At 66.4% G+C, this 20,390-nt stretch carries 17 protein-coding genes; 13 read left to right on the top strand and 4 right to left on the bottom strand.

The window, feature by feature from the left end:
- Positions 1–57: 57 nt before the first annotated feature.
- Positions 58–834 (bottom strand): deoxyribonuclease IV, encoded by a 777-nt coding sequence (locus tag AC1RIF_RS25570; RefSeq protein ID WP_492604187.1) that lies wholly within the window; start codon positions 832–834, stop codon positions 58–60.
- Between the two features lie 115 nt (positions 835–949).
- Between AC1RIF_RS25570 and AC1RIF_RS25575 the strand changes: the two genes are divergently transcribed.
- The 8 genes from AC1RIF_RS25575 to AC1RIF_RS25610 all read left to right on the top strand — a co-directional run bounded on the left by AC1RIF_RS25575 (position 950) and on the right by AC1RIF_RS25610 (position 13,475).
- The gene (locus AC1RIF_RS25575) at positions 950–1,711 is read left to right on the top strand and encodes an SDR family NAD(P)-dependent oxidoreductase (RefSeq protein ID WP_492604188.1); all 762 of its coding nucleotides are present in this window, start codon (positions 950–952) and stop codon (positions 1,709–1,711) included.
- Positions 1,712–1,801: 90 nt separating this feature from the next.
- The gene (locus tag AC1RIF_RS25580; RefSeq protein WP_492604189.1) at positions 1,802–4,162 is read left to right on the top strand and encodes an arylsulfatase; all 2,361 of its coding nucleotides are present in this window, start codon (positions 1,802–1,804) and stop codon (positions 4,160–4,162) included.
- Positions 4,163–4,234: 72 nt separating this feature from the next.
- Entirely contained in the window at positions 4,235–5,002 is a 768-nt protein-coding gene (locus AC1RIF_RS25585; protein WP_492604190.1) for an ABC transporter ATP-binding protein, read from the top strand.
- Between the two features lie 4 nt (positions 5,003–5,006).
- Positions 5,007–7,532, top strand: coding sequence for an ABC transporter permease (locus AC1RIF_RS25590; RefSeq protein WP_492604191.1), 2,526 nt, complete (start codon positions 5,007–5,009; stop codon positions 7,530–7,532).
- A 60-nt stretch (positions 7,533–7,592) separates the two neighbouring features.
- Positions 7,593–8,036: a hypothetical protein gene (locus tag AC1RIF_RS25595; RefSeq protein WP_492604192.1), complete on the top strand. Its 444-nt coding sequence runs from the start codon at positions 7,593–7,595 to the stop codon at positions 8,034–8,036.
- A gap of 211 nt (positions 8,037–8,247) precedes the next feature.
- Positions 8,248–9,423, top strand: a complete 1,176-nt coding sequence (locus AC1RIF_RS25600; protein ID WP_492604193.1) for an acyl-CoA dehydrogenase family protein — start codon at positions 8,248–8,250, stop codon at positions 9,421–9,423.
- A gap of 8 nt (positions 9,424–9,431) precedes the next feature.
- Complete coding sequence (locus AC1RIF_RS25605) at positions 9,432–10,565, top strand: acyl-CoA dehydrogenase family protein (protein WP_492604194.1); 1,134 nt, start codon at positions 9,432–9,434, stop codon at positions 10,563–10,565.
- Positions 10,566–10,598: 33 nt separating this feature from the next.
- A complete protein-coding gene (locus AC1RIF_RS25610; protein ID WP_492604195.1) occupies positions 10,599–13,475 on the top strand; it encodes an ATP-binding protein in 2,877 nt (958 codons plus the stop codon).
- Positions 13,476–13,564: 89 nt separating this feature from the next.
- On the opposite strand, the gene AC1RIF_RS25615 is transcribed toward AC1RIF_RS25610, so the two are convergent.
- Positions 13,565–13,759, bottom strand: a complete 195-nt coding sequence (locus tag AC1RIF_RS25615; protein WP_492604281.1) for a hypothetical protein — start codon at positions 13,757–13,759, stop codon at positions 13,565–13,567.
- On the opposite strand from AC1RIF_RS25615, the gene AC1RIF_RS25620 reads away from it, so the two are divergent.
- The gene (locus AC1RIF_RS25620; protein ID WP_492604275.1) at positions 13,715–13,840 is read left to right on the top strand and encodes an IS3 family transposase; all 126 of its coding nucleotides are present in this window, start codon (positions 13,715–13,717) and stop codon (positions 13,838–13,840) included. The two genes, AC1RIF_RS25615 and AC1RIF_RS25620, sit on opposite strands and share 45 nt — an antisense overlap.
- A 175-nt stretch (positions 13,841–14,015) precedes the next feature.
- On the opposite strand, the gene AC1RIF_RS25625 is transcribed toward AC1RIF_RS25620, so the two are convergent.
- Both AC1RIF_RS25625 and AC1RIF_RS25630 read right to left on the bottom strand, forming a co-directional pair.
- Entirely contained in the window at positions 14,016–15,413 is a 1,398-nt protein-coding gene (locus tag AC1RIF_RS25625) for a sulfatase-like hydrolase/transferase (RefSeq protein WP_492604196.1), read from the bottom strand.
- Positions 15,414–15,452: 39 nt separating this feature from the next.
- A complete protein-coding gene (locus AC1RIF_RS25630; RefSeq protein ID WP_492604276.1) occupies positions 15,453–16,784 on the bottom strand; it encodes an MFS transporter in 1,332 nt (443 codons plus the stop codon).
- Positions 16,785–16,934: 150 nt separating this feature from the next.
- Here AC1RIF_RS25630 and AC1RIF_RS25635 point away from each other — a divergent pair, with 150 nt between their 5' ends.
- The 4 genes from AC1RIF_RS25635 to AC1RIF_RS25650 all read left to right on the top strand — a co-directional run bounded on the left by AC1RIF_RS25635 (position 16,935) and on the right by AC1RIF_RS25650 (position 19,715).
- Complete coding sequence (locus AC1RIF_RS25635; protein ID WP_492604197.1) at positions 16,935–18,017, top strand: LacI family DNA-binding transcriptional regulator; 1,083 nt, start codon at positions 16,935–16,937, stop codon at positions 18,015–18,017.
- Positions 18,014–18,376, top strand: coding sequence for a YidH family protein (locus AC1RIF_RS25640; protein WP_492604198.1), 363 nt, complete (start codon positions 18,014–18,016; stop codon positions 18,374–18,376). The genes AC1RIF_RS25635 and AC1RIF_RS25640 overlap by 4 nt, the downstream gene beginning before the upstream one ends.
- Complete coding sequence (locus tag AC1RIF_RS25645) at positions 18,373–18,693, top strand: DUF202 domain-containing protein (RefSeq protein ID WP_492604199.1); 321 nt, start codon at positions 18,373–18,375, stop codon at positions 18,691–18,693. The genes AC1RIF_RS25640 and AC1RIF_RS25645 overlap by 4 nt, the downstream gene beginning before the upstream one ends.
- 155 nt (positions 18,694–18,848) lie before the next feature.
- A complete protein-coding gene (locus AC1RIF_RS25650) occupies positions 18,849–19,715 on the top strand; it encodes a formylglycine-generating enzyme family protein (RefSeq protein WP_492604200.1) in 867 nt (288 codons plus the stop codon).
- Positions 19,716–20,390: the final 675 nt, after the last annotated feature.

Consider the following 20,390-nt stretch of genomic DNA (forward strand, 5'->3'; position numbering starts at 1 on the left):
TCGTCGCGGTCCGACGCGGCGTCGTGTCCGATTCGGTATCTGTGACGTCGGACGCGATCAGTCTCCCGCGAGGGCGTCGCGCAGATAGGCCAGATCGTCGGCGATTCCGTCGGCCGGCGTCTCGAGGATGACCGGGGCGTCTGCCGCGGACACGACGGCGGTCAGCATCGCGGGGTCGATCAGGCCGGTGGTGAGGTTGGCGTGCCGGTCTCGTGCCGAGTCGAACTCGTCGCGCGAGTTGTTCAGGTGGACCAGGTCGATGCGCCCGGTGATCGCCCGGACCCGTTCGACGATGCCGAGCAGTTCCTCGCCGCCCGCCCACGCGTGGCAGGTGTCGAGGCAGAAGCCCGCGCCGAACTCGCCCACCGCGTCCCACAGCCGTCCGATCGCGTCGAGGTGCCGGGCCATCGCGAAATCTCCGCCGGCCGTGTTCTCGATCAGGATCGGGACCGGGAAGCCGCCCTTGTCCTGTTGACGTTCGAACAGTTTCCGCCAGTTCTCGACCCCGGCGGCGGGATCCTCGCCGTCGCGTACGTGTCCGCCGTGGACGACCAGTCCGACAGCCCCGATATCGGCGGCAGCGGCGGCCTGGTCGGCGACGGCCTTGCGGGACGGCATCCGGAGCCGGTTGTTGAGGCTCGCGACGTTGATGACGTACGACGAATGGACGACGACGTCGATCGGACTGGCGAGGATCTGCTCGGTCTGTGGGTGTGGTTCGGGTTTGTCCCATTTCTGGGGGTCGGTGAGGAACAACTGGACGATGTCCGCGCCGAGACGCTCGCCGGCCCCGACAGGGTCGGCGTCCTGCCGGACATGGGCTCCGATCCGCATGACGTCGAGCGTAGCGGCGGTTCGGTCCCGGTCATCGAGAAACGCCCGGCGTCGATGGGCGCCACCTGGTTACGTGGCAGCCAGCACACCGACAGATGCGGGAGATTGAGACCACATGGGCAAGTTGGACGGAAAGGTCGCGCTCATCACGGGCGCCGGCCAGGGCGTCGGGCAGGGAATTGCATTCGCGCTCGCCAAGGAGGGCGCGCGGATCGCGGTGTCCGGGCGGACCGAGTCGAAGCTGATCGAGACGTGCGAGGCGATCGCCGCGTTCGGCGGTATCGCCGAACCGGTCGTCGCGGACGTGTCGAGCGCCGAGGACATCACGCGTTCGGTGGACACCACCGCCGCGCTCTTCGGCGGCGTCGACATCCTGATCAACAATGCGAGCCTCAACCCGCTGGGGCCGATCAACGATCTCAAGGCCGACCTCCTCGAGCGCGCGTACACATCGGGTCCGATTGCGGCGCTTCGCACGATGCAGGCCTGCTACCCGCACATGAAGGAACGAGGTGGCGGAGCGATCGTCAACATGGTCTCGTCGGTCGCGGTGCGCTGGGATGCGAGCTCCTACGGCGGCTACGCGTCGGTAAAGGAGGCCGTCCGGTCGCTCACCCGCGCCGCGGCCTGTGAGTGGGGCGTGGACAATATTCGCGTCAATGCTGTTGCACCACACGCGATGTCGCCGGGCCTGCAGCGCTGGGCGGATGCGCGGCCAGAGGAGGCTGCCGCGTTCGTCGCGAGCATTCCGATGCGGCGGATCGGTGATGCCGAGACCGACATCGGCAACGCGGTCGCGTTCCTGGTCGGGCCCGATGCGGCGTACCTGACGGGTGCCACCATTCCGCTCGACGGCGGCCAGGCCCGCTGGGCGTGAGCACAACTCGGACGTAGTCCGAGGATCCGGCCCACCGGCCTCCCGGTGCGTGTGATGATGGGAGTCTCACCGCATCGGGAGGACCCGGTTATGGCTGCGGAATTCACGGGCAAGGTATCGGTCGACATCCGGGATTCGACGCCGGACTGGGCGCCGTTCGCGGAACCCCGTGCTCCCGAAGGGGCACCGAATGTGCTGTATGTCGTGTGGGACGACACCGGCATCGGTACGTGGGACATGTACGGCGGTCTGGTCGAAATGCCCAATCTGAAGCGGATCGCCGACCGCGGCCTGCTGCTCAGTCAGTTCCACACGACGGCGCTGTGTTCGCCGACCCGGGCGTCGCTGCTCACCGGTCGCAACGCGACGTCGGTCGGGATGGCCACGATCGAGGAGTTCACCGACGGGTTCACCAATGCGAGCGGCCGCATTCCGGCGGACTGTGCGCTTCTGTCGGAGGTCCTGAGCGAGCGAGGCTGGAACACCTACGCTGTCGGCAAGTGGCACCTGACGCCACTCGAGGAGGCGAATCTCGCTGCGACCAAACGGAACTGGCCGCTGGCTCGGGGGTTCGAGAGGTTCTACGGGTTCCTCGGCGGCGAGGCCGACCAGTGGTACCCGAATCTGGTCTACGACAATCATCCGGTCGAGCCGCCGTACGGGCCCGAGGACGGGTACCACCTGTCGAAGGACCTGGCGGACAAGTCGATCGAGTTCATCCGTGACTCCGAGGTGATCGCCCCCGACAAGCCGTGGTTCATGTACCTGTGTCCAGGTTGCGGGCATGCGCCGCATCATGTCTCGAAGGAATGGGCGGATCGGTACCGGGGCCGCTTCGACATGGGCTACGAGCGGTACCGGGAGGTCGTGCTCGAGAATCAGAAGCGGCTCGGCCTGGTACCGGCGGACACCGAACTGTCGCCGATGAACCCGTACACGGGCGAGGTCAGTGCAGACGGCTTGCCGTGGCCGGAGCAGGACACGGTGCGCCCCTGGGATTCGCTCGACGACGACGAGAAGCGGTTGTTCTGCAGGATGGCGGAGGTGTTCGCCGGCTTCCAGAGCTACACCGATGCCCAACTCGGACGCCTGCTGGACTATCTGGAGGAATCGGGTCAGCTGGACAACACCCTGATCGTCTTACTGTCCGACAACGGGGCCAGCGGTGAGGGCGGCCCCAACGGGTCGGTCAACGAGTACAAGTTCTTCAACGGGTACATCGACAGGGTCGAGGACGGACTGGCGAAGATCGACCAGCTGGGAAGTCCGGAGACGTACAACCACTACTGCCTCGGCTGGGCGATGGCGTTCAACACCCCGTACAAGCTGTTCAAGCGGTACGCCTCGCACGAGGGCGGGATCGCGGACCCGTGCCTCATCTCGTGGCCGGACGGCATCACGGCCCGCGGCGAGATCCGCGACCACTACGTCAACGTCTGCGACGTCACGCCGACCGTCTACGAGTGCCTCGGCATCGATCCGCCGCTCATGGTCGGCGGCGTTCCGCAGCGGCCACTGGAGGGGATCAGCTTCCGGCCGATCCTCGCCGACGCCGACGCGGCCACCGGGAAGCTGACGCAGTTCTATTCGATGCTCGGGACCCGCGGGATCTGGCACGACGGCTGGTTCGCGAACACCGTCCATCCCGCGGCACCGTCGAACTGGTCGCATTTCGACGACGACCGGTGGGAGTTGTTCCACATCGCGCGCGATCGCAGCCAGGTCCACGACCTCGCCGCCGCGCGGCCGGACAAACTCGACGAGATGCGCGCGCTGTGGTTCACGGAGGCGGAGAAGTACGGTGGTCTGCCGCTCAACGACCTCGATATCGTGTCCGCGTTCCTGCGGTACCGGCCGTACCTCACCGGTGCCCGAGATTCGTTCGTCTACTACCCCGACGCTGCGGAGGTGGGTCCGGGGGCGGCCCTCGAGATGCGGGGCAGATCGTTCTCGCTGCTCGCGGAGGTCAGCATCGAGGACGGCGACGCCGGTACCGCCGAGGGGGTGCTGTTCGCGCACGGCGGCCGCCTCGGCGGCCACACTCTGTTCGTGCAGGACGGGTTCCTGAAGTACGCCTACAACTTCCTGGGCGAGGAGGAGCAGGTCGTGGTGTCGGCGGAACCGGTGACACCCGGCGACCACGTGCTCGGCGTCCGATTCGTTCGGACGGGCACGGCCGACGACCAGTTCACGCCGGTCGGGGACACGACGCTGTACATCGACGATCGTGCGGTGGGCTCACTCGCCGCGATGCGGGTGCAGCCGGCGATGTTCTCCGGGGTCGGTGAGGGCATTCGCATCGGGCGCGATCCCGGGCAGTCCGTCTCGGTGCTCTACTCGGCACCGTTCCGGTTTCGCGGTGGCACCATCGCCAAGGTGGTGGCCGACGTCTCCGGTGAGCCGTATCTCGATCTCGAGCGGGAGATAGCCCGCGCGTTCTCCCACGACTGACCGGTCATCCGCAGGTCGGGGTACAAGATCAGGGATGTCCCCGATGGTGTTCTGTCGGGCCCGCAGGTGAGGATGGTGGGCATGCCAACCGAAACCGAGTTGCCCACCGAAACCACAGTCGCCGCTCGCGCAGTGAACCTGACGAAGGTCTACGGGTCGGGGGACACCCAGGTCCACGCGCTTGCGGGCGTGTCCGCGGAGTTCGAGCGGGGGGAGTTCACCGCCATCATGGGGCCGTCCGGCTCCGGCAAGTCGACGCTCATGCACTGCCTGGCCGGCCTCGATGCGGCGTCATCGGGTTCGGTGTTGATCGGTGCCACCGATCTGACCACCCTCTCCGACAAGCAGATGACCCAGCTGCGTCGCGACCGGATCGGCTTCGTGTTCCAGGCGTTCAACCTGGTGCCGACCCTCACGGCCCTCGAGAACATCACGTTGCCGCTCGACATCGCCGGCCGGAAGGCCGATCAGCAGTGGCTCGACACCGTGATCGATCGGCTCGGGCTGCGGGACCGGCTCGACCACCGGCCCGGTGAGCTGTCCGGTGGCCAGCAGCAGCGAGTGGCGTGCGCGCGGGCACTGGCCGGGCAACCGGAAATCATCTTCGGCGACGAGCCGACCGGCAACCTGGATTCGAGCTCGTCGGGCGAGGTGCTGTCGATCCTGCGGGCCGCGGTCGACGAGTTCGGTCAGACCGTCGTGATCGTCACGCACGACCCGCGTGCCGCGAGCTTCGCGGACCGCGTCGTCTTCCTGGCGGACGGTCGGATCGTCGACGAGTTGCGCCAGCCCACCGCCGAGTCGGTGCTGGACCGCATGAAGAACCTCGAGACGGTCTGACGTCATGGCAGTGACCAATTCGCCGATGCGCAAGGTCTCGTTGCGTAATCTCGCCGCCCACAAGGTGCGGCTCGTCCTGACCGTGTTGTCGGTCGTGCTCGGGACGGCGTTCGTAGCCGGTTCGTTCGTGTTCACCGACACCCTGCAGAAGACGTTCGACAGCATCTTCGACGACACCGCGCAGGGCGTCGACGTCCGTGTCAGCCCCGAGGAGCACGGGTCGAGCGGAGTCCCGATCGCCGACGTGGACACGATCCGCGCGGTCGACGGCGTCCGGACCGTCGCGCCGGCTGTGGACGGTCAGATCGTGGTCCTGAACTCGGCGGGCAAGCCCATGCAGAACGGCGGAGCGCCGAGCATGGGCATGTCCTACCTGCCGCCGGACCAGACTCTCGGTGAGCCGACGGAGTTCGTCGCAGGCATGCCGCCGGAGCAGTCCGGTCAGATCGCGCTCAACCAGAGCGCCGCGACCCGCGCCGGGCTGGACGTCGGCTCGCCGACGCGAGTCCTGACGATGCGCGGCTGGAACGACGTCACGGTCTCGGGCATCTACGCCCCCGAGACCGACACCGGCGGGTACGTGGGCGCGCTGTTCACGGACGCGCAGGCCCGTGAGCTGTTCACCGACGGCAGCCACGTCGGCTACATCGATGTCGCCGGTACCGGGGCGTCGCAGGACGAGTTGCGGGATCGGATCGCCGCGGCCCTGCCCGACACCAAGGTCCAGACCGGGGCCGAGGTCAAGCAGGAGACCAAGGACGAGATCGGTGAGGCGCTGAGCTTCGTCAACTACTTCCTGCTGGCGTTCGGTGCGATCGCGCTGCTGGTGGGCACGTTCATCATCTACAACACCTTCTCGATGATCGTCGCGCAGCGCCTGCGGGAGCTGGCGCTGCTGCGCGCGATCGGTGCCAGCCGCAAGCAGGTGGGGCGGTCCGTGGTGTTCGAGGCACTCATTGTCGGCGTGATCGGCAGTGCGCTCGGCATCGCCGCCGGCATCGGTCTCGCCTACGGTCTGCGGGCCCTGCTCAACGCGTTCGATCTCGGCCTGCCCGACGGCCCGCTGCAGGTGGCGCCGCGCACGATCATCGTGGCGCTGGTGCTCGGCGTGATCGTCACGGTCGTCAGCGCGTACGCGCCGGCTCGCCGCGCAGCCAAGGTTCCGCCGGTGGCGGCGATGCGCGAGGAGTTCGCTTCCACAGGCGACACCCTGCGGGTGCGCACGCTGATCGGTGCGATCGCGGCTGTGCTGGGTGTACTCGCCCTGGTCGTCGGCGCACAATCCACCGGCGGAGGCGCTGCGGCGATCGTCGGACTCGGCGCGCTGGCGCTCGTGCTCGCGGTCCTGCTCGCGGCTCCGGCGCTGTCGCGTCCGGTGGTCGGTGCGCTCGGTGCGGTGTTCGCCAAGCCGTTCGGTCCGGTCGGGCGTCTGGCCCGAACCAACGCCGTCCGCAATCCGCGCCGCACCGCGGCGACGGCCTTCGCACTGACCCTCGGATTGATGCTCGTGTCGGTGATCGGCGTGTTCGGTGCGTCCGCCAAGGCGAGCGTGAACTCCCTCGTCGACAAGGGGGTGGAAGCCGATTTCGTGCTCACCGGCCCGCAGGGGATCGGGGTGCCGGCGGGTGCCGCCGGCGCCGCAGCAAGGGTCGACGGTGTCACCGACGCGATCTCCCTGCACGGCGTCGCTGCCGAGCTGGACGACGAGGACGTCTTCGGCACCGCGCTGAGCGGGTCACCGGAAGGCGTGCTGACGTACACCATGAAGGAGGGGGCCTCGTCGGTGTCCGGCACCGACATGCTGGTCAGCGAGAGCGAGGCGTCCGATCGCGGCTGGACGGTGGGCACCTCGGTGCCCCTCACCGACCGTGACGGCGACCAGGTCGTCACGACGGTCACCGGCATCTACGAGGACAACCAGCTGCTGGGTCCGTGGCTGGTCTCGGACCAGGTGTACCAGGAGATGACGGCGCCGAACATGCGCACCGAGTGGGCGGTACTGATCAAGGCGGCGCCCGGCGCCGACCTGACCACGATGGCGACCGATCTCGCCACCGCGACCGATCCGTTCGTCGTGGTCCAGGTGCAGGACCGCGAGCAGTTCAAGGGCACGCAGGGGCAGCAGATCGATGCGCTGCTCGCCGTGTTGTACGGCCTGCTCGCGCTCGCGGTCGTCATCGCGATCCTCGGCATCGTGAACACCCTTGCGCTCTCGGTGGTGGAGCGCCGCCGTGAGATCGGCATGCTGCGCGCGGTCGGTATGCAGCGGGCACAGGTCCGCCGCACCATCTATCTCGAGTCGGTGCTGATCGCGGTGTTCGGTGCCCTCGTGGGCGTGATCCTCGGCGTCGTGTTCGGGTGGGGTTTCGTCCGGACACTCGCCGACCAGGGTCTGGAACAGATCTCGGTGCCGTGGGGACAGGTGCTGGGCATGCTGCTGGGATCCGCGATCGTGGGCGTCCTGGCGGCACTGTGGCCCGCCAACCGGGCGGCACGGACGAGGCCACTCGAGGCCATCGCCGACATGTAGTCGCGGCGAAACCAGGGACGGTACCTTCGCCGGCTGCGGCCGCGAAGGTACCGTCTTCGCGTGAGCAACCTGCAGGACATCGGTGATCGTGACGGCTGGCGCTGTTGGCTGTGCGACGAGCCGGTCGACCCGGACATGTCGGTCAACGATCCGCGGGGGCCGAGCGTCGACGGCATCAGCACCGCGAAGAAGAGCAAGGGCAAGTCCGTCCAGGAGCGCCTGGCGCACCGCGCTTGCAACACGAAGAAGGGCGCGATCAAGCCGGTCGTCGCGTGGCCGGACGAGCTGTTCGTGGTGGACCCGGCGCCGATCATCGGTGTCGTCGAGCAGTTGACCCGCAAGGGCGGCCGAGTCGCCGTGGCGCGGTGTCCCGGCGAGGCGGACGCGCGGGCGGCCGGTGAATGGCTCGTCGATCGACTCTCGAGGCTCGCGCCCGATCTGGATCTCGCCACCCGCGTCGACTCCGGCGGCGGAGGGTATCTGCTGGTCCTCGAGACCCGCTGAGCCCGACGGGTGGAGCCGCCCCGGTGATCGCGTAGTTCGCCGGACGCCATCTGTCCGGATCATCTGGGTTGTCCTCCCCGGTTCGCGGGACCGGGCCTGCTCCCGGTGGGTGGGCCGACGCGCCCCCCAAAGACTCCTGTCGGCGCACGCCAGGGGGGTAACGTTCGCAACGAGGACCGGTCCGGATCCGTGCGTGCGGAGGTAACCATCGATGAATCTGGCGCTGACCCCGGAAGAGCGCGCGTTTCGCGACGAGATGCGGGCATTCTTCCGGAGTGAAGTTCCCGCGGGTATTCGTGAACGGGTGGCGTCGGGCGCGACACTCGGCCGAGACGACGTCGTCACGACGCAACGCATCCTGAACGCTGCCGGACTCGCGGTACCGCACTGGCCCGTCCGGTGGGGTGGCCGGGACTGGAGTGCGGTGCAGCGGCACATCTGGCTCGACGAGATGCAGTTGGCGGCGGTTCCGGAGCCACTGGCGTTCAACGCCAACATGGTCGGGCCCGTGATCGCTGCGTTCGGCTCGGACGAGCAGAAGGCGCGGTTCCTGCCGGCCACCGCCAACCTCGACATCTGGTGGTGCCAGGGCTTCTCGGAGCCGGGTTCGGGGTCGGACCTGGCGTCGTTGCAGACCCGCGCAGTCCGCGACGGCGACAGTTACGTGGTCAACGGGCAGAAGACCTGGACCACGCTGGCGCAGTACGCCGACTGGATCTTCTGTCTCGTGCGCACCGACCCGGATGCGCCGAAGAAGCAGGCGGGCATCTCGTTCATCCTGGTGGACCTGGCGTCCCCGGGCGTGACGGTTCGACCGATCCGCCTCATCGACGGCAGCTACGAGGTCAACGAGGTGTTCTTCGACGACGTCCGCGTGCCGGCCGAGAACCTGGTGGGTGAGGAGAACGCCGGCTGGAGCTACGCGAAGTTCCTGCTCGGCAACGAGCGCACCGGTGTCACCGGCGTCGGTCGCACCAAGATCAAGCTGGCGCGCGCGAAGGAGCATGCAGCGCGCACTCCGCTCGGCGCGGGCACGCTCCTCGACGACCCGCTGTTCGCGGCCCGTGTCGCGGAACTCGAGAACGAACTGCTCGCGCTCGAACTCACGCAGCTGCGAGTGGTCGCGAGTTCGGCGCACGGCAAGCCGGACCCGGCATCGTCGTTGCTGAAGCTGCGGGGTTCCGAATTGCAGCAGGCCGCAACCGAACTCCTCGTCGACGTCGCCGGGCCGGACTCGTTGCCGTTCGACGCCGGTGCCGACATCGAGAGTCCGCTGTGGGCGCAGCGCGCCGCACCCGCGTACCTGAACTACCGCAAGGTGTCGATTTACAGCGGGTCGAGCGAGGTGCAGCGCACCATCATCGCGTCGTCGATCCTCGGATTGTGAGGCGTGGCATGGACTTCGAACTCGACGACGAACAGAAACTGCTCCGCGACACGACGCGGGAACTACTCGGCCGCAGCTACGACCCCGAGACACTCGCGGCGGTCAAGGAGACGCCGCGCGGTTGGAGCGAGGACGTGTGGCGCAGGCTCGCCGAGACCGGGCTGCTCGGGCTCGGGTTCGCCGACGAGGACGGCGGCGCCGACGCCGGCCCGGTCGAGGTCGGACTGGTGATGACCGAACTGGGCCGACGGCTCGCTCCGGAACCGCTGCTCGACGCGGTTCTCGTGCCCGGTTCGCTGATCGCCGATGTCGGGACCGAGGAGCAGCGGCGGAAGATTCTGCCGAGTGTCCTCGGCGGCGCCGTGCTGCTCGCGTTCGCCCACACCGAGTCCGGCACTCGGTGGCCGTCGGTCGAGGTGGGAACCAGCGCTGCGCGGCAGGGAGATTCGTGGACCCTGACCGGAGTCAAGAATCCTGTTCCGCACGGGGACTGTGCCGACACCGTCGTCGTGTCCGCGGCACTGCCCGGCGGTGGTGTCGGTCTGTTCCTGGTGGATGCGGACGCGCCCGGTGTCGCGCGGCGGCGGTACGCGACGCATGACGGGTTACGGGCCGCGCAGATCGAGCTCCGGGACGCCCCCGCCGAGCAGCTGGGTGACGGCGGTGATGCCGTCGTCGCGATCCGCGCGGCGCAGGTCCGCGCGCAGGCCGCGTTGTGTGCCGAGGCGGTGGGCGCGATGGAGGAGACTCTGCGGCTCACCACCGAGTATCTGCGGACCCGCAAACAGTTCGGTGTGCCACTGGCGAGCTTTCAGACCCTGACCCAACGCGCGGCCGACATGTACGTCTCACTCGAACTCGCCCGCAGCATGAGCCTGTACGCGACGATGTCTCTCGCCGACGGCGTGATCGATCCGGTCATCGCATCGCGGGTGAAGCTGCGGATCGGCCGGTCCGCCAGACACATCGGGCAGGAGGCGATCCAGATGCACGGCGGCATCGGTATGACCGCCGAGTACGTGGTGGGGCACTACGTGTCCAGGCTGACTGCGATCGAACACACCCTCGGCTCGACCGACGACCACCTGCGGGTCCTCGTCGCCGACGTCGCGGGGCACGACATGGTTGACGTCGCGGGCTGACGGCCCGTCCGGACCGCGTGAAGGGAGTGGCCGATGGCGAACGGAATCGAGTTCGCGGTCCTGGGTCCCGTCACGGCCGTGCGCGGGGGTAAGCCCGTCGCGCTCGATCAGCAGCAGCGCGCACTGCTCGCAGCGCTACTGGTGGCCTTCCCGTATTCCGTCGACATCGAACGCCTGCGCGCACAGGTGCGGCACACGCGCGCGGCGGCCGAACGGAACGGGCAGCCTGGTGGCGGGGAGACCGATCCTCTCGAACAGGCGCTCGACGGGCTGCGGAGTCGACTCGACGGCGACCACCCGGGGCCCGGCGGCAGTGTCCTGGTGCGCGAAGGCACCCGGTACCAGCTCGCAGTGGACCGTGATGCTGTGGATTCGGCACGATTCGTCGACCTTGTCCACCAGGGCGACGCGCTGCAGTCGCACTCGCCCGACACGGCCGCAGATGCCTACCGGGACAGCCTCCGTGAGTGGCGCGGCATCGCCTACGCGGGGATTCCGTCGTCGGCGTTCACCGAGACCGTGTTCATCGAGGGCGAGGTGGCACGGCTGACGTCGCTGCGGTACCACGCACGGATGTCGTTGGCGACGGCTCAGCTCGAGGGTGACGCCCCGGCGTCGGCGGTGGTCGAGGCCGAGGCGCTGGTGGCGGATCATCCGCTCGACGAACGGGCGTGGGAGCTGCTGGTTCTGGGCTTGTGCCGATCGGGTCAGCTGCCCCACGCGCTCGCGGCGATCCGACGGTGCCGCGCCATCATCGACGACCGCCTGGGCACCGAGATCAGCGCAGGTCTGCGACGCATCGAGGCCGCGATCATGACGAACGACAGTGTGTACCTGGAGTCGGCGCGGGTGTCGCCACCGCCGCAGAAGGCGGGCTCGAATCTGGTTGGGCCGCGGACCCGTCTGGTCGATCGCGAACGGGACGTCTCGGCTGTCGTGCAGTTGCTCGAAGAGCGGCGGATGGTCACGCTGGTCGGAACCAGTGGCGTCGGCAAGACCCGACTCGCTGTCGAGGTGTGCAGACGGCGCGACGAGCCGGACGGGCCGTGGGTGGTGGATCTGACGAAGGTGACCGACGGGGCGCTGATCCCGTCGACGATTGCGACCCTGTTGTCGCTGCCGGGGGTGGGATCGGCGACGCACCTGGCGGAGGTACTGGCGGTTCGATCGTGCGTGCTGGTCCTCGACAACTGCGAGCACGTCGCCGACTACGCAGCCGATGTCGCACGCGCGATCGTCGCGAGGTGCCCGGAGATCCACGTGATCGTCACGGGCACAGCACCACTCGGTGTGACCGGGGAGGCCGTATACGAGGTCGAGCCGCTGTCGGTGGACGACGTCGCGATCGATCTGTTCACCGAGCGAGCGTGCGGCATCACCGCCGGCTGGGAGTTGGATCCGAAGAACACGGAGGCCGTGCACACGATCTGCCGAGCGGTCGGCGGGCTGCCTCTGGGTATCGAACTTGCTGCAGCGCAGTTGCATTGGATGCGAGAGGACCAGATTGCGGCGGGGCTCGTGGACCGCTACGAGCTGCAGCACGGAGACTCGACGGGGACCTCGGGTGCTCGCGGTCGACTGCGGGACACGATCGACTGGGCGAACCGGCTCATGTCGGACGAGGAGGCTCGCCTGCTGCGGCGGGTCGCGGTGTTCGCCGGGGCGTTCGACCTGGAGGGCGCCACGGCGATGTGCATGTTGGGCAGCCCCGCGGAGGTGTCCGGGGTGCTGACCTCCCTGGTTCGACGCTGGTTGGTGCGGGTGGTTCCCGGAAGCTCTCCCACCCGGTACCGGATGCTCGCGACGGTGCGCCGCTTCGCGCGTGAGCAGGCCGACGATGCGGAGTCCATTGCGATCCATGCGGCGCACCGGGCTTTCGTCCTGGCCCGCGTCGAGTCCGTCTCGGGTGCGCTGCGCAGTGCGCGCGCGGGGCAGGCGATGAGCATGCTCGCGCAGGACCAGGCGGAGCATCGGGCAGCACTCCAGTCGGCCTTCGCGGTGGACGACGCGCATTATGCGCTGGAGCTGGCGGGCGGTCTCGCCTGGTACTGGTATCGCGTCGGCAACATCGGGGAGGGACTGCAGTTCCTCCGCACCGCACTGGATCTCGTGGCGGGGGACTGGCGTCCACCGGAGCCGCGCGTGATGGCGCGGGCGCTGGACGGGCTCGCATCGCTCACCTACCTGACGGGCGATGCGCCCACGGCGGAGGACGCGGTGCGGCGCGGCGCACAGTTGTGGTCCTCGATCGGTGAGACCGGCGAGGTGGCGCGTGACGATGCCTGGCGCGCGCATTTCGTGGCGATGCAGGGCCGACCCGAGGTGGCGGTCGAGTTGGCCCGCCATGCAGTGCAGTTGGCGGCCGAACACGACGCGGGGTGGTCCGAGGCCGAAGGCCGGATGGTGCTCGGGATGCTGCTGCGTTCGGTGGGCGAGGTCGAGGAGGCTCGGGTCGAACTCCGCGAGGCGATTCGTGTCGCGGAGCGGTGCGGTCACCGGTGGGCGGTGACGTCGTCGACGTGGGCGCTGATGAAGGCGGACGCGGACGCCGGCGATGTCGAAGGTGCGTTGGCGACGATGCGGGTGCTGCGGGCCGACCTCCAGGAGGAGGGTGACGTGACGTCGTGGCTCGTCATGATCCACTCGACCGCGGCGGTGTTGGCTGCGGCGGGGCGTCCAACCGACGGTGCGGTGCTGTTGGGGGCTGTCGATGCGTTGGGCGCGCAGGCCGGTTTCCTGCCGGCGTGGATAGACGCGGTGGACGGGCCGATCGAGGCCGCCGTCGTCCACGACGCCCTGGACGACGAGGAGTACGAGCAGTACGCGGCCGTCGGCTCGCATCTCACCCGCGAAGAGGTCAACCGGTTGGTGGGCGAGCTCGTTGAGGGGCCTGTGTCAGAATCACGTTAGAGCCCAGTGTATTACGAACGCACCGCAAGGATCTTCTCCACACTGAGGAAACCGTGGAAACTTGTCAAAGGCGTCGCCGCCGGGGCAGATCAGTGCGATTCGTCCAGCTTCAACACGCCAAGCTGCAGCTGATCAACCGTTCCCTGCGTGCAGCGACCGGCGTGACGGTCGGTGACGGACACCGTCCACTGGTTCACTCCGACCAGGGTTTCCAGTGTCAGCATCGGTCCTGGCGGCGGTTGCTGGCCGATGCGCTGACAACTGCGCTCCAGGAGTACATCCACTGGTGCAACACCGATCGCATCTCGACGAAGCTCGAGGGTCTGAGGCCGGTGCAAGACCGGGCTCAGACCCTCGTCGCCTAGGCTCCTACGTCAGAAGTCCAACAATCGGGGACCAGTTCACTACACAGTGCACCCTAGCGTTCAAACTCGGGCGAACCGGTCTCGGCGTCATTACGTGGTCTTCGACGATGTGGTTCCGAGACGCCGCGGGCTGTCGTGGCTCTAGCTCACCTGTTGTCAAGAGCGGTTCGACTGGCTACCGATGGAAGGCGGGCCGCGCGAACGATGTGGTGCCAACCAGTTTCGGGGCCCACTTGTCGTTCCAGTACTGTTCGATCTCGTTCCGCCACTGCTGCGCGGCGACGGTCAGTGACTCTGTCAGCTCGGGATACTCCTCGGCGACGTTCTTCGATTCACCGATGTCCGTGCTGAGATCTGCGAGGAACACCTCGTCGACGGGTCCTTCTTCCTCCACCAACCGCCCGTTCAGGACGAGCTTCCAGTCGCCGCGGCGTACTGACGTCTGATCGCCTTGTTCCCAGAACAGATCACGCTCGATCGGTACGGCCGATTCGGCTCGCGTGAGCAGTTCGAGGTGACTCGATCCGTCGAGGTCGTGATCGGCGGGGTCGATGCCTACAGCTTCGAGAATCGTCGGCATCACATCCATACCGGTCATGGGTGTCGATGTTCGTTGACCCGACGGAATGTGGCTGGGCCAGCTGAAGATTCCGGGAACCCGGACGCCGCCCTCGAACAAGCTGAACTTGTGGCCCTTCAACGGCCCGGCGGTGCTTCCGTAGAAGGCGTTCTGGGTTCCGTCGAGCCAGTTTCTGATCTCGCGCGATGGGCCGTTGTCGCTCATGAAGAAGACGATGGTGTTCTCCCGTAGGCCACGTTCGTCGAGCTTTTCGAGAATCGAGCCGATCGCGTCGTCGAGTGCGCTGACCATTGCTGCGATGATCCCTCGCTCCGCCGGTAGATGCGCAAACCGTTCGCGGTACTTGTTCGGGGCGTGCAACGGGAAGTGTGGAGCATTGAATGCGACGTGCAGGTAGAAGGGGTCGGAGCTGTCGGCGAACTCGTCGATCTGTTCGCAGGCCTTCTCGCCGATCACTTCGGTCATGTATCGGCCGTCGTGCCAGACTTCGTGGTCGTCCTCCCAGAGGTCGTGAACGGGTGTGCCGATGATGTCCTGCCCATCGACGGTGAGTGTACGGTTGTTCATCCCGTAATTGATGTGCGAGAAGTAGTCGACTGTGCCGCCGAGGAACCCGTAGAACCTGTCGAACCCGTGATCGGTGGGGCGGGATCCGTCTGCTACGCCGAGGTGCCACTTACCGATGAGCTCGGTGCGGTAGCCCGCATCTTTCAGTACGGCCGGCAGCGTAGTGGCTCCTTGAGGTAGCCCTGGCGCCCAACGGTGCCCGTCGATGATGGATCGCACCCCGGCGCGGCCGGGATAGCGGCCGGTGAGCATGCTCGCCCGGGAAGGGGAACAAACCGGGGAATTGGAGTAGAAGCTGTCGAAGAGCACGCCGGAGTCCGCGAGTGCGTCGATATGGGGGGTACGCAGGTCTGGGGCTCCCATACAAGAGAGGTCTCCGTAGCCCTGATCGTCCGAGATGATGGCGAGAATGTTTGGTCGAGACATGGTTCTTTCCTCAGGTTGTTGGACGTCGCGGACGACGAGCTAGTGCCTGCGACCGAGGTCGTCCATCTGCACGGTGCTGGTTTCCTTGCCGCTGAGAGTGCACAGAATGGAGATTGCAATACACCCGGTTCCGAACAGTGCGACCGGGATCCAGCCCCAATGGCCATCTCCGAGGAGGGCGACGCAGATCGTTGGAGCGAAGCCGGCGACCAGATAGCCGAGCTGATTGGAGATCGCGACGCCGGAGTACCTCACACGGCTGTCGAACATTTCGGCGGCGAATGCCGCAACGACGGCATTCTTCGCGGACCCGACCGCGCCGAAGAAGAGCGATGCCGCGAAGATCAGCAGAACTGACTGGGTGCCGATGGCGGAGAAGTACGCGAAGTACGACACCGCGACCCCGGCCAGGCCGATGATCAGGACAGGTCGCCGCCCAATGCGGTCGCCAAGTATCGCCCAGAACGGGATTGAGATCACCTGGCAGATGTTGGCGATCGCCGCCGCCCACAGGAGTGTTGATCTGGCTACCCCCGCCGTGTCGGTTCCGTAGTTGAGTGCGAAGACCGTCATGATGGTGCCGGACGTTGCGTACAGCGAGATCCCGATCACCCGAAGGACGTCCGTGGTGTAGTGGCGAAACAACTCGACTACCGGGAACTTGGCCAGTTCGTGACCTTCCTCGGCGGCGACGAATACTGGTGTCTCCTCGAGGGTGCGGCGAACCCAGAAGGCAACAAGGACAACGATGCCGCTGGCGAGGAAGGGCAGACGCCATCCCCACGAGAGGAGCTGCTCGTCGGGAAGCATTGCAACAGGTATGAACACCAGGGTCGCGAGTAGTTGTCCGGCTTGAGTGCCACTCATGGTGAAGCTGGTATAGAACGCGCGACGAGATTCTGGTGAATGCTCAAGCGTCATCGAGCTCGCGCCACTCTGCTCCGCGGAGGCGGACAACCCCTGCACGATGCGAAGCAACACCAGTGCAATCGGAGCACCTATGCCGATCGATGCATAGCTCGGCAGACAGCCGATCAGGATCGTAGATATCCCCATCATCAGCAGCGTAAGCACCAGTACCCGCTTGCGACCGACCCGGTCTCCGAGGTGGCCCAGCACTACGGCACCTACCGGGCGGGCGACATATCCGACGCCGAAAGTCGCAAGCGACGCTAGCGTTGCTGCGGACGAGCTTCCGCTTGGAAAGAACACGGTCGGGAACACGAGCGCCGCAGCCGAACCATAGATGAAGAAGTCGTAGTACTCGACAACGCTTCCTAGGAAGCTCGCGAGCGCCGCCTTCCGAGGCGTGCGCTCCGGCTCATCAGGGGAAGTCGTGGCTGGCACGGTTTCCTCTGGGGATATCGCCATCTTTTCAATCTCCTTGCGGATGGTGGGTAGTGCAAGCCTGCTCACTTGTCTGATTGAGAGTGGCAGCGGCAACTACTGATGGCAATGCTTTGCCAAAATTTGTCATCGTCGCTACCGTGAGGTCGGGTTACACAACGACGGAAGGCATCCATGACGGAGCTGACCCCGGAGGAGTCGCGTCCTCCCATACAAGCGACGGCGTACAGCGGTCGCCGTCCACGGTCGACGACGGTGACCGATGTCGCTCGGGCCGCGGGCGTCGCTGCCTCAACGGTCTCCCGGGCGTTCACGGACCCGAAACGCGTGAGCGCGGCAACCCGCGATCATGTGCTCACTGTGGCTCGTGAACTCGGCTACCACGGGGGGCATCCCGCGGCTCGAACACTCCTGCGAGGGCGAAGCGAGACCATCGCACTGCTGGTCCCCGACATCACCAACCCACACTTCTTCGGACTCATTCGTGGCGCGGAGCGGCAAGCAGCGGCCGCCGGATTCACACTCGTTCTCGGCGACACCGAAGAGTCTCCGCAGGCGGAGTTGCGGCACATCGAACGACTCGGTCGATCCGTCGACGGCATCGTCCTCGGCGCGAGCCGACTTGGTGACGACGATCTCCGGTCTGTGGCCGCCACTCACCCGGTTGCGCTGATCAATCGAGAGGTCGACGGCCTGCCCAGCATAATCGCCGACCAAAGGGACAGCGTCTGGCAAATCGTCAGGCATCTGGTGTCCCTAGGGCATCGTCGTATGGCGTATCTCGCAGGCCCGCCTACGTCATGGGTTGCGAGCAAACGATGGGAGTCGTTGGTCGCAGCCGCCAGCCATCACGGCGTCGCCATCAGCCGCCTGGGTCCCTTTCCGCCCTACTTGACCGGCGGCTCCGTGGCAGCAGATGCTCTCCTCGAGCGAGACGCAACAGCGGCGATCACGCACAATGGACTTCTTGGGATCGGTGTCCTACGGCGTTTGGCGGACCGCGGGATCCGGGTGCCTACTGACGTCAGCGTGGTCGCACTCGACGACGTGTTCGCAGCCGAGTTCTTCACTCCCGCCCTGACGGCCCGAGTCGGACCGATGGAAGCGCTCGGGCGGGCCGGCGTCAATCACATCCTGCGCGCCCTCGACGACACTCGAACCCTCGGCAACGAGAAGCACGTACTCCCTGCTCAACTGGTAGTACGCGGCTCGACGGGCCCCGCGCCGACCCACGCCGAGGCGGCCGGTCGACAATGAACGACTCCCACGCCGGAAATCCAGCTGTGTACGACGAGGAACCGGATTACCGCTTCACCCTTGCAAACGAACGCACATTCCTCGCGTGGATCCGAACGGCTCTGGCCCTGCTTGCCGGTGGCGTCGCTGTCGGACAACTGCTCACGTTCGACTCGGGGGCGGCCGCGCATAAGATCCTCGGAGGAGCGTGCATCGGCATGGCCGTCGCGACCTCTATCGGTGCGTTCCGCCGCTGGCGTCAGATCCAGGCAGCGATGCGCCGCGACGAACCCCTGCCCGGCCCAGTCATGGTTCGAATCGCTGTTACGGGTGTGTGCGTCCTTGCCGTCACTGCCGCCGTGGTCGTCATGCTCCTGTGAGTACCAAACTTGGTCGCGACCCCGGGCTGCAGTCCGAGCGAACTACCCTGGCATGGCGGCGGACGACCCTCACTGCCGTGTGCGTCACACTGATCTACATACGGGACTGGTCACACGACAAAGGCATCCTATCGTTTACCTCGGCCGTCCTCGTGTTCGGCTGCGTCGGTGTTTTGTCTTCGGGGCTCGCTCACCGCCGCAATCGCTGTCGTCTGAATCCGGGGGACCCTCGACCTCCATCGGCTCGTGTCCTCGCCGCAACGAGCTTCTCCGTTGCGGCCGCTGGAACGTGTTCCCTACTTGCGCTTGTGCACTAGCAACAGCTCATCCCCGTCCCCACGACTTGGAGGCAACAATGACTACAGGCAAGCCGCTATCCTGCTGCGCTGCAACCGAGACGACCGACAACAGGCGCCAGAGAGCGCGTCATTCGCCAGTCGTGCAACGACGCTTGCATCCCAGCAAGAGTCAAATGGGGCTGGTGCTTCCAGCAGCAGAGTTTGACATGGGGGATGCCTTCGATGAAGGGTACCCAGCAGACGGGGAGACGCCCGTTCACCGAGTTCGACTGAGTTCTTTTCGGATCGACCCAACAGCGGTAACCAACGCCGCGTTTGCGACGTTCGTCAAAGAAACGGGATATGTCACCGAAGCAGAACAGGTCGGGGCATCGGCCGTCTTCCACCTCGCAGTCCAGGCCGAGCACAAGGACATCCTCCACCGGATAGACGGAACCCCGTGGTGGATAGCGGTCCGCGGTGCACACTGGCGCCAACCCGCTGGCCGTGATTCCAGCATCACGAACCTGCAGAACCATCCAGTGGTGCACGTGTCCTGGTATGACGCACAGGCTTACGCCACGTGGGCCGGCAAACGACTGCCCACTGAAGCCGAATGGGAGTACGCAGCACGCGGAGGACTCCCGAGCAGTCGCTACGCCTGGGGGAACCAACTCACCCCGGACGACCGGTGGATGTGCAACATCTGGCAGGGCCGGTTCCCTGACCTCAATACAGGAGAAGATGGTTTCCTCACCACCGCACCCGTAAAGTCCTTTCGCCCAAACAAGTTCGGCCTATGGAACACCGCAGGGAACGTGTGGGAATGGTGCAGTGACTGGTTCGACCCAACCTGGTATGCGCAGTCGCCCCGTGACAATCCACAAGGTCCTTCAACTGGTCGCTCCAGAGTCATCCGAGGCGGTTCGTTTCTCTGTCATCACACCTATTGCAACAGATACCGCGTCGCCGCCAGATCGTCGAACACGCCGGACTCGTTCTCGATGAACATCGGATTCCGCTGCGCCAGCGACATCACACCGCCGCCGGACCGTAGGTGATGGCCAGCATCTCGCCCGGGAGGGTTGTTTCGGCGGTCCGCTGTCGCATTGCGCAGATTCCCCGTTGCTCTGCTCATCGGTTCAGTAATTCAATTGCCGGACAGTTGATTACATATCCCCACCTACGGTTCGGCGTCCGCTGACACGCGCGGAAGCCCGGTGCGGCCTTGGCCACTCAGGGCAATGTGAGGGGACTGTCCGGCCTGCGAGGAATGAGGGGTGTGCACCATCCTCGCCGACTCAGACGCTGCGGATCGAGCCCGCAGCACCTCGACGGCCCAGCCGGCGCCGAGAGTGGGTGTGCTGCGTCATCACGATGGCGGCGAAAAGCGAAGTCGACGAAAGCCTGCAGTTGAACACTCGAAGGTGACTGTGGGGCGCCCGAAAGGGGAGGCGCAGTCGTAGTCAAGAGTGGGAACGGGCCCAGCTCTGCGATCAGGGCTTCGAGTTTGGCGCGAATCTGGCGCCGGCTCGGGCCGCACAGCCGGGGCGCCGAGTTCCCAGTCGCGGTGAGACTTGCCCAGGAGGGCCGGGCGGGCTCCAATGCGACCCATCGTGATCATCACGTCCGATGCCGACATCGCGTTGACGGCGAGGACCTTCGGATTCTGGCTGAGATGTCAATGCCGACCTTTGTCTTCGCCGCGACAGCGACCGGGTAGGCCTGGTCGCTGT

The organism is Prescottella sp. GW823-FHT02E09 (genome assembly GCF_058797375.1).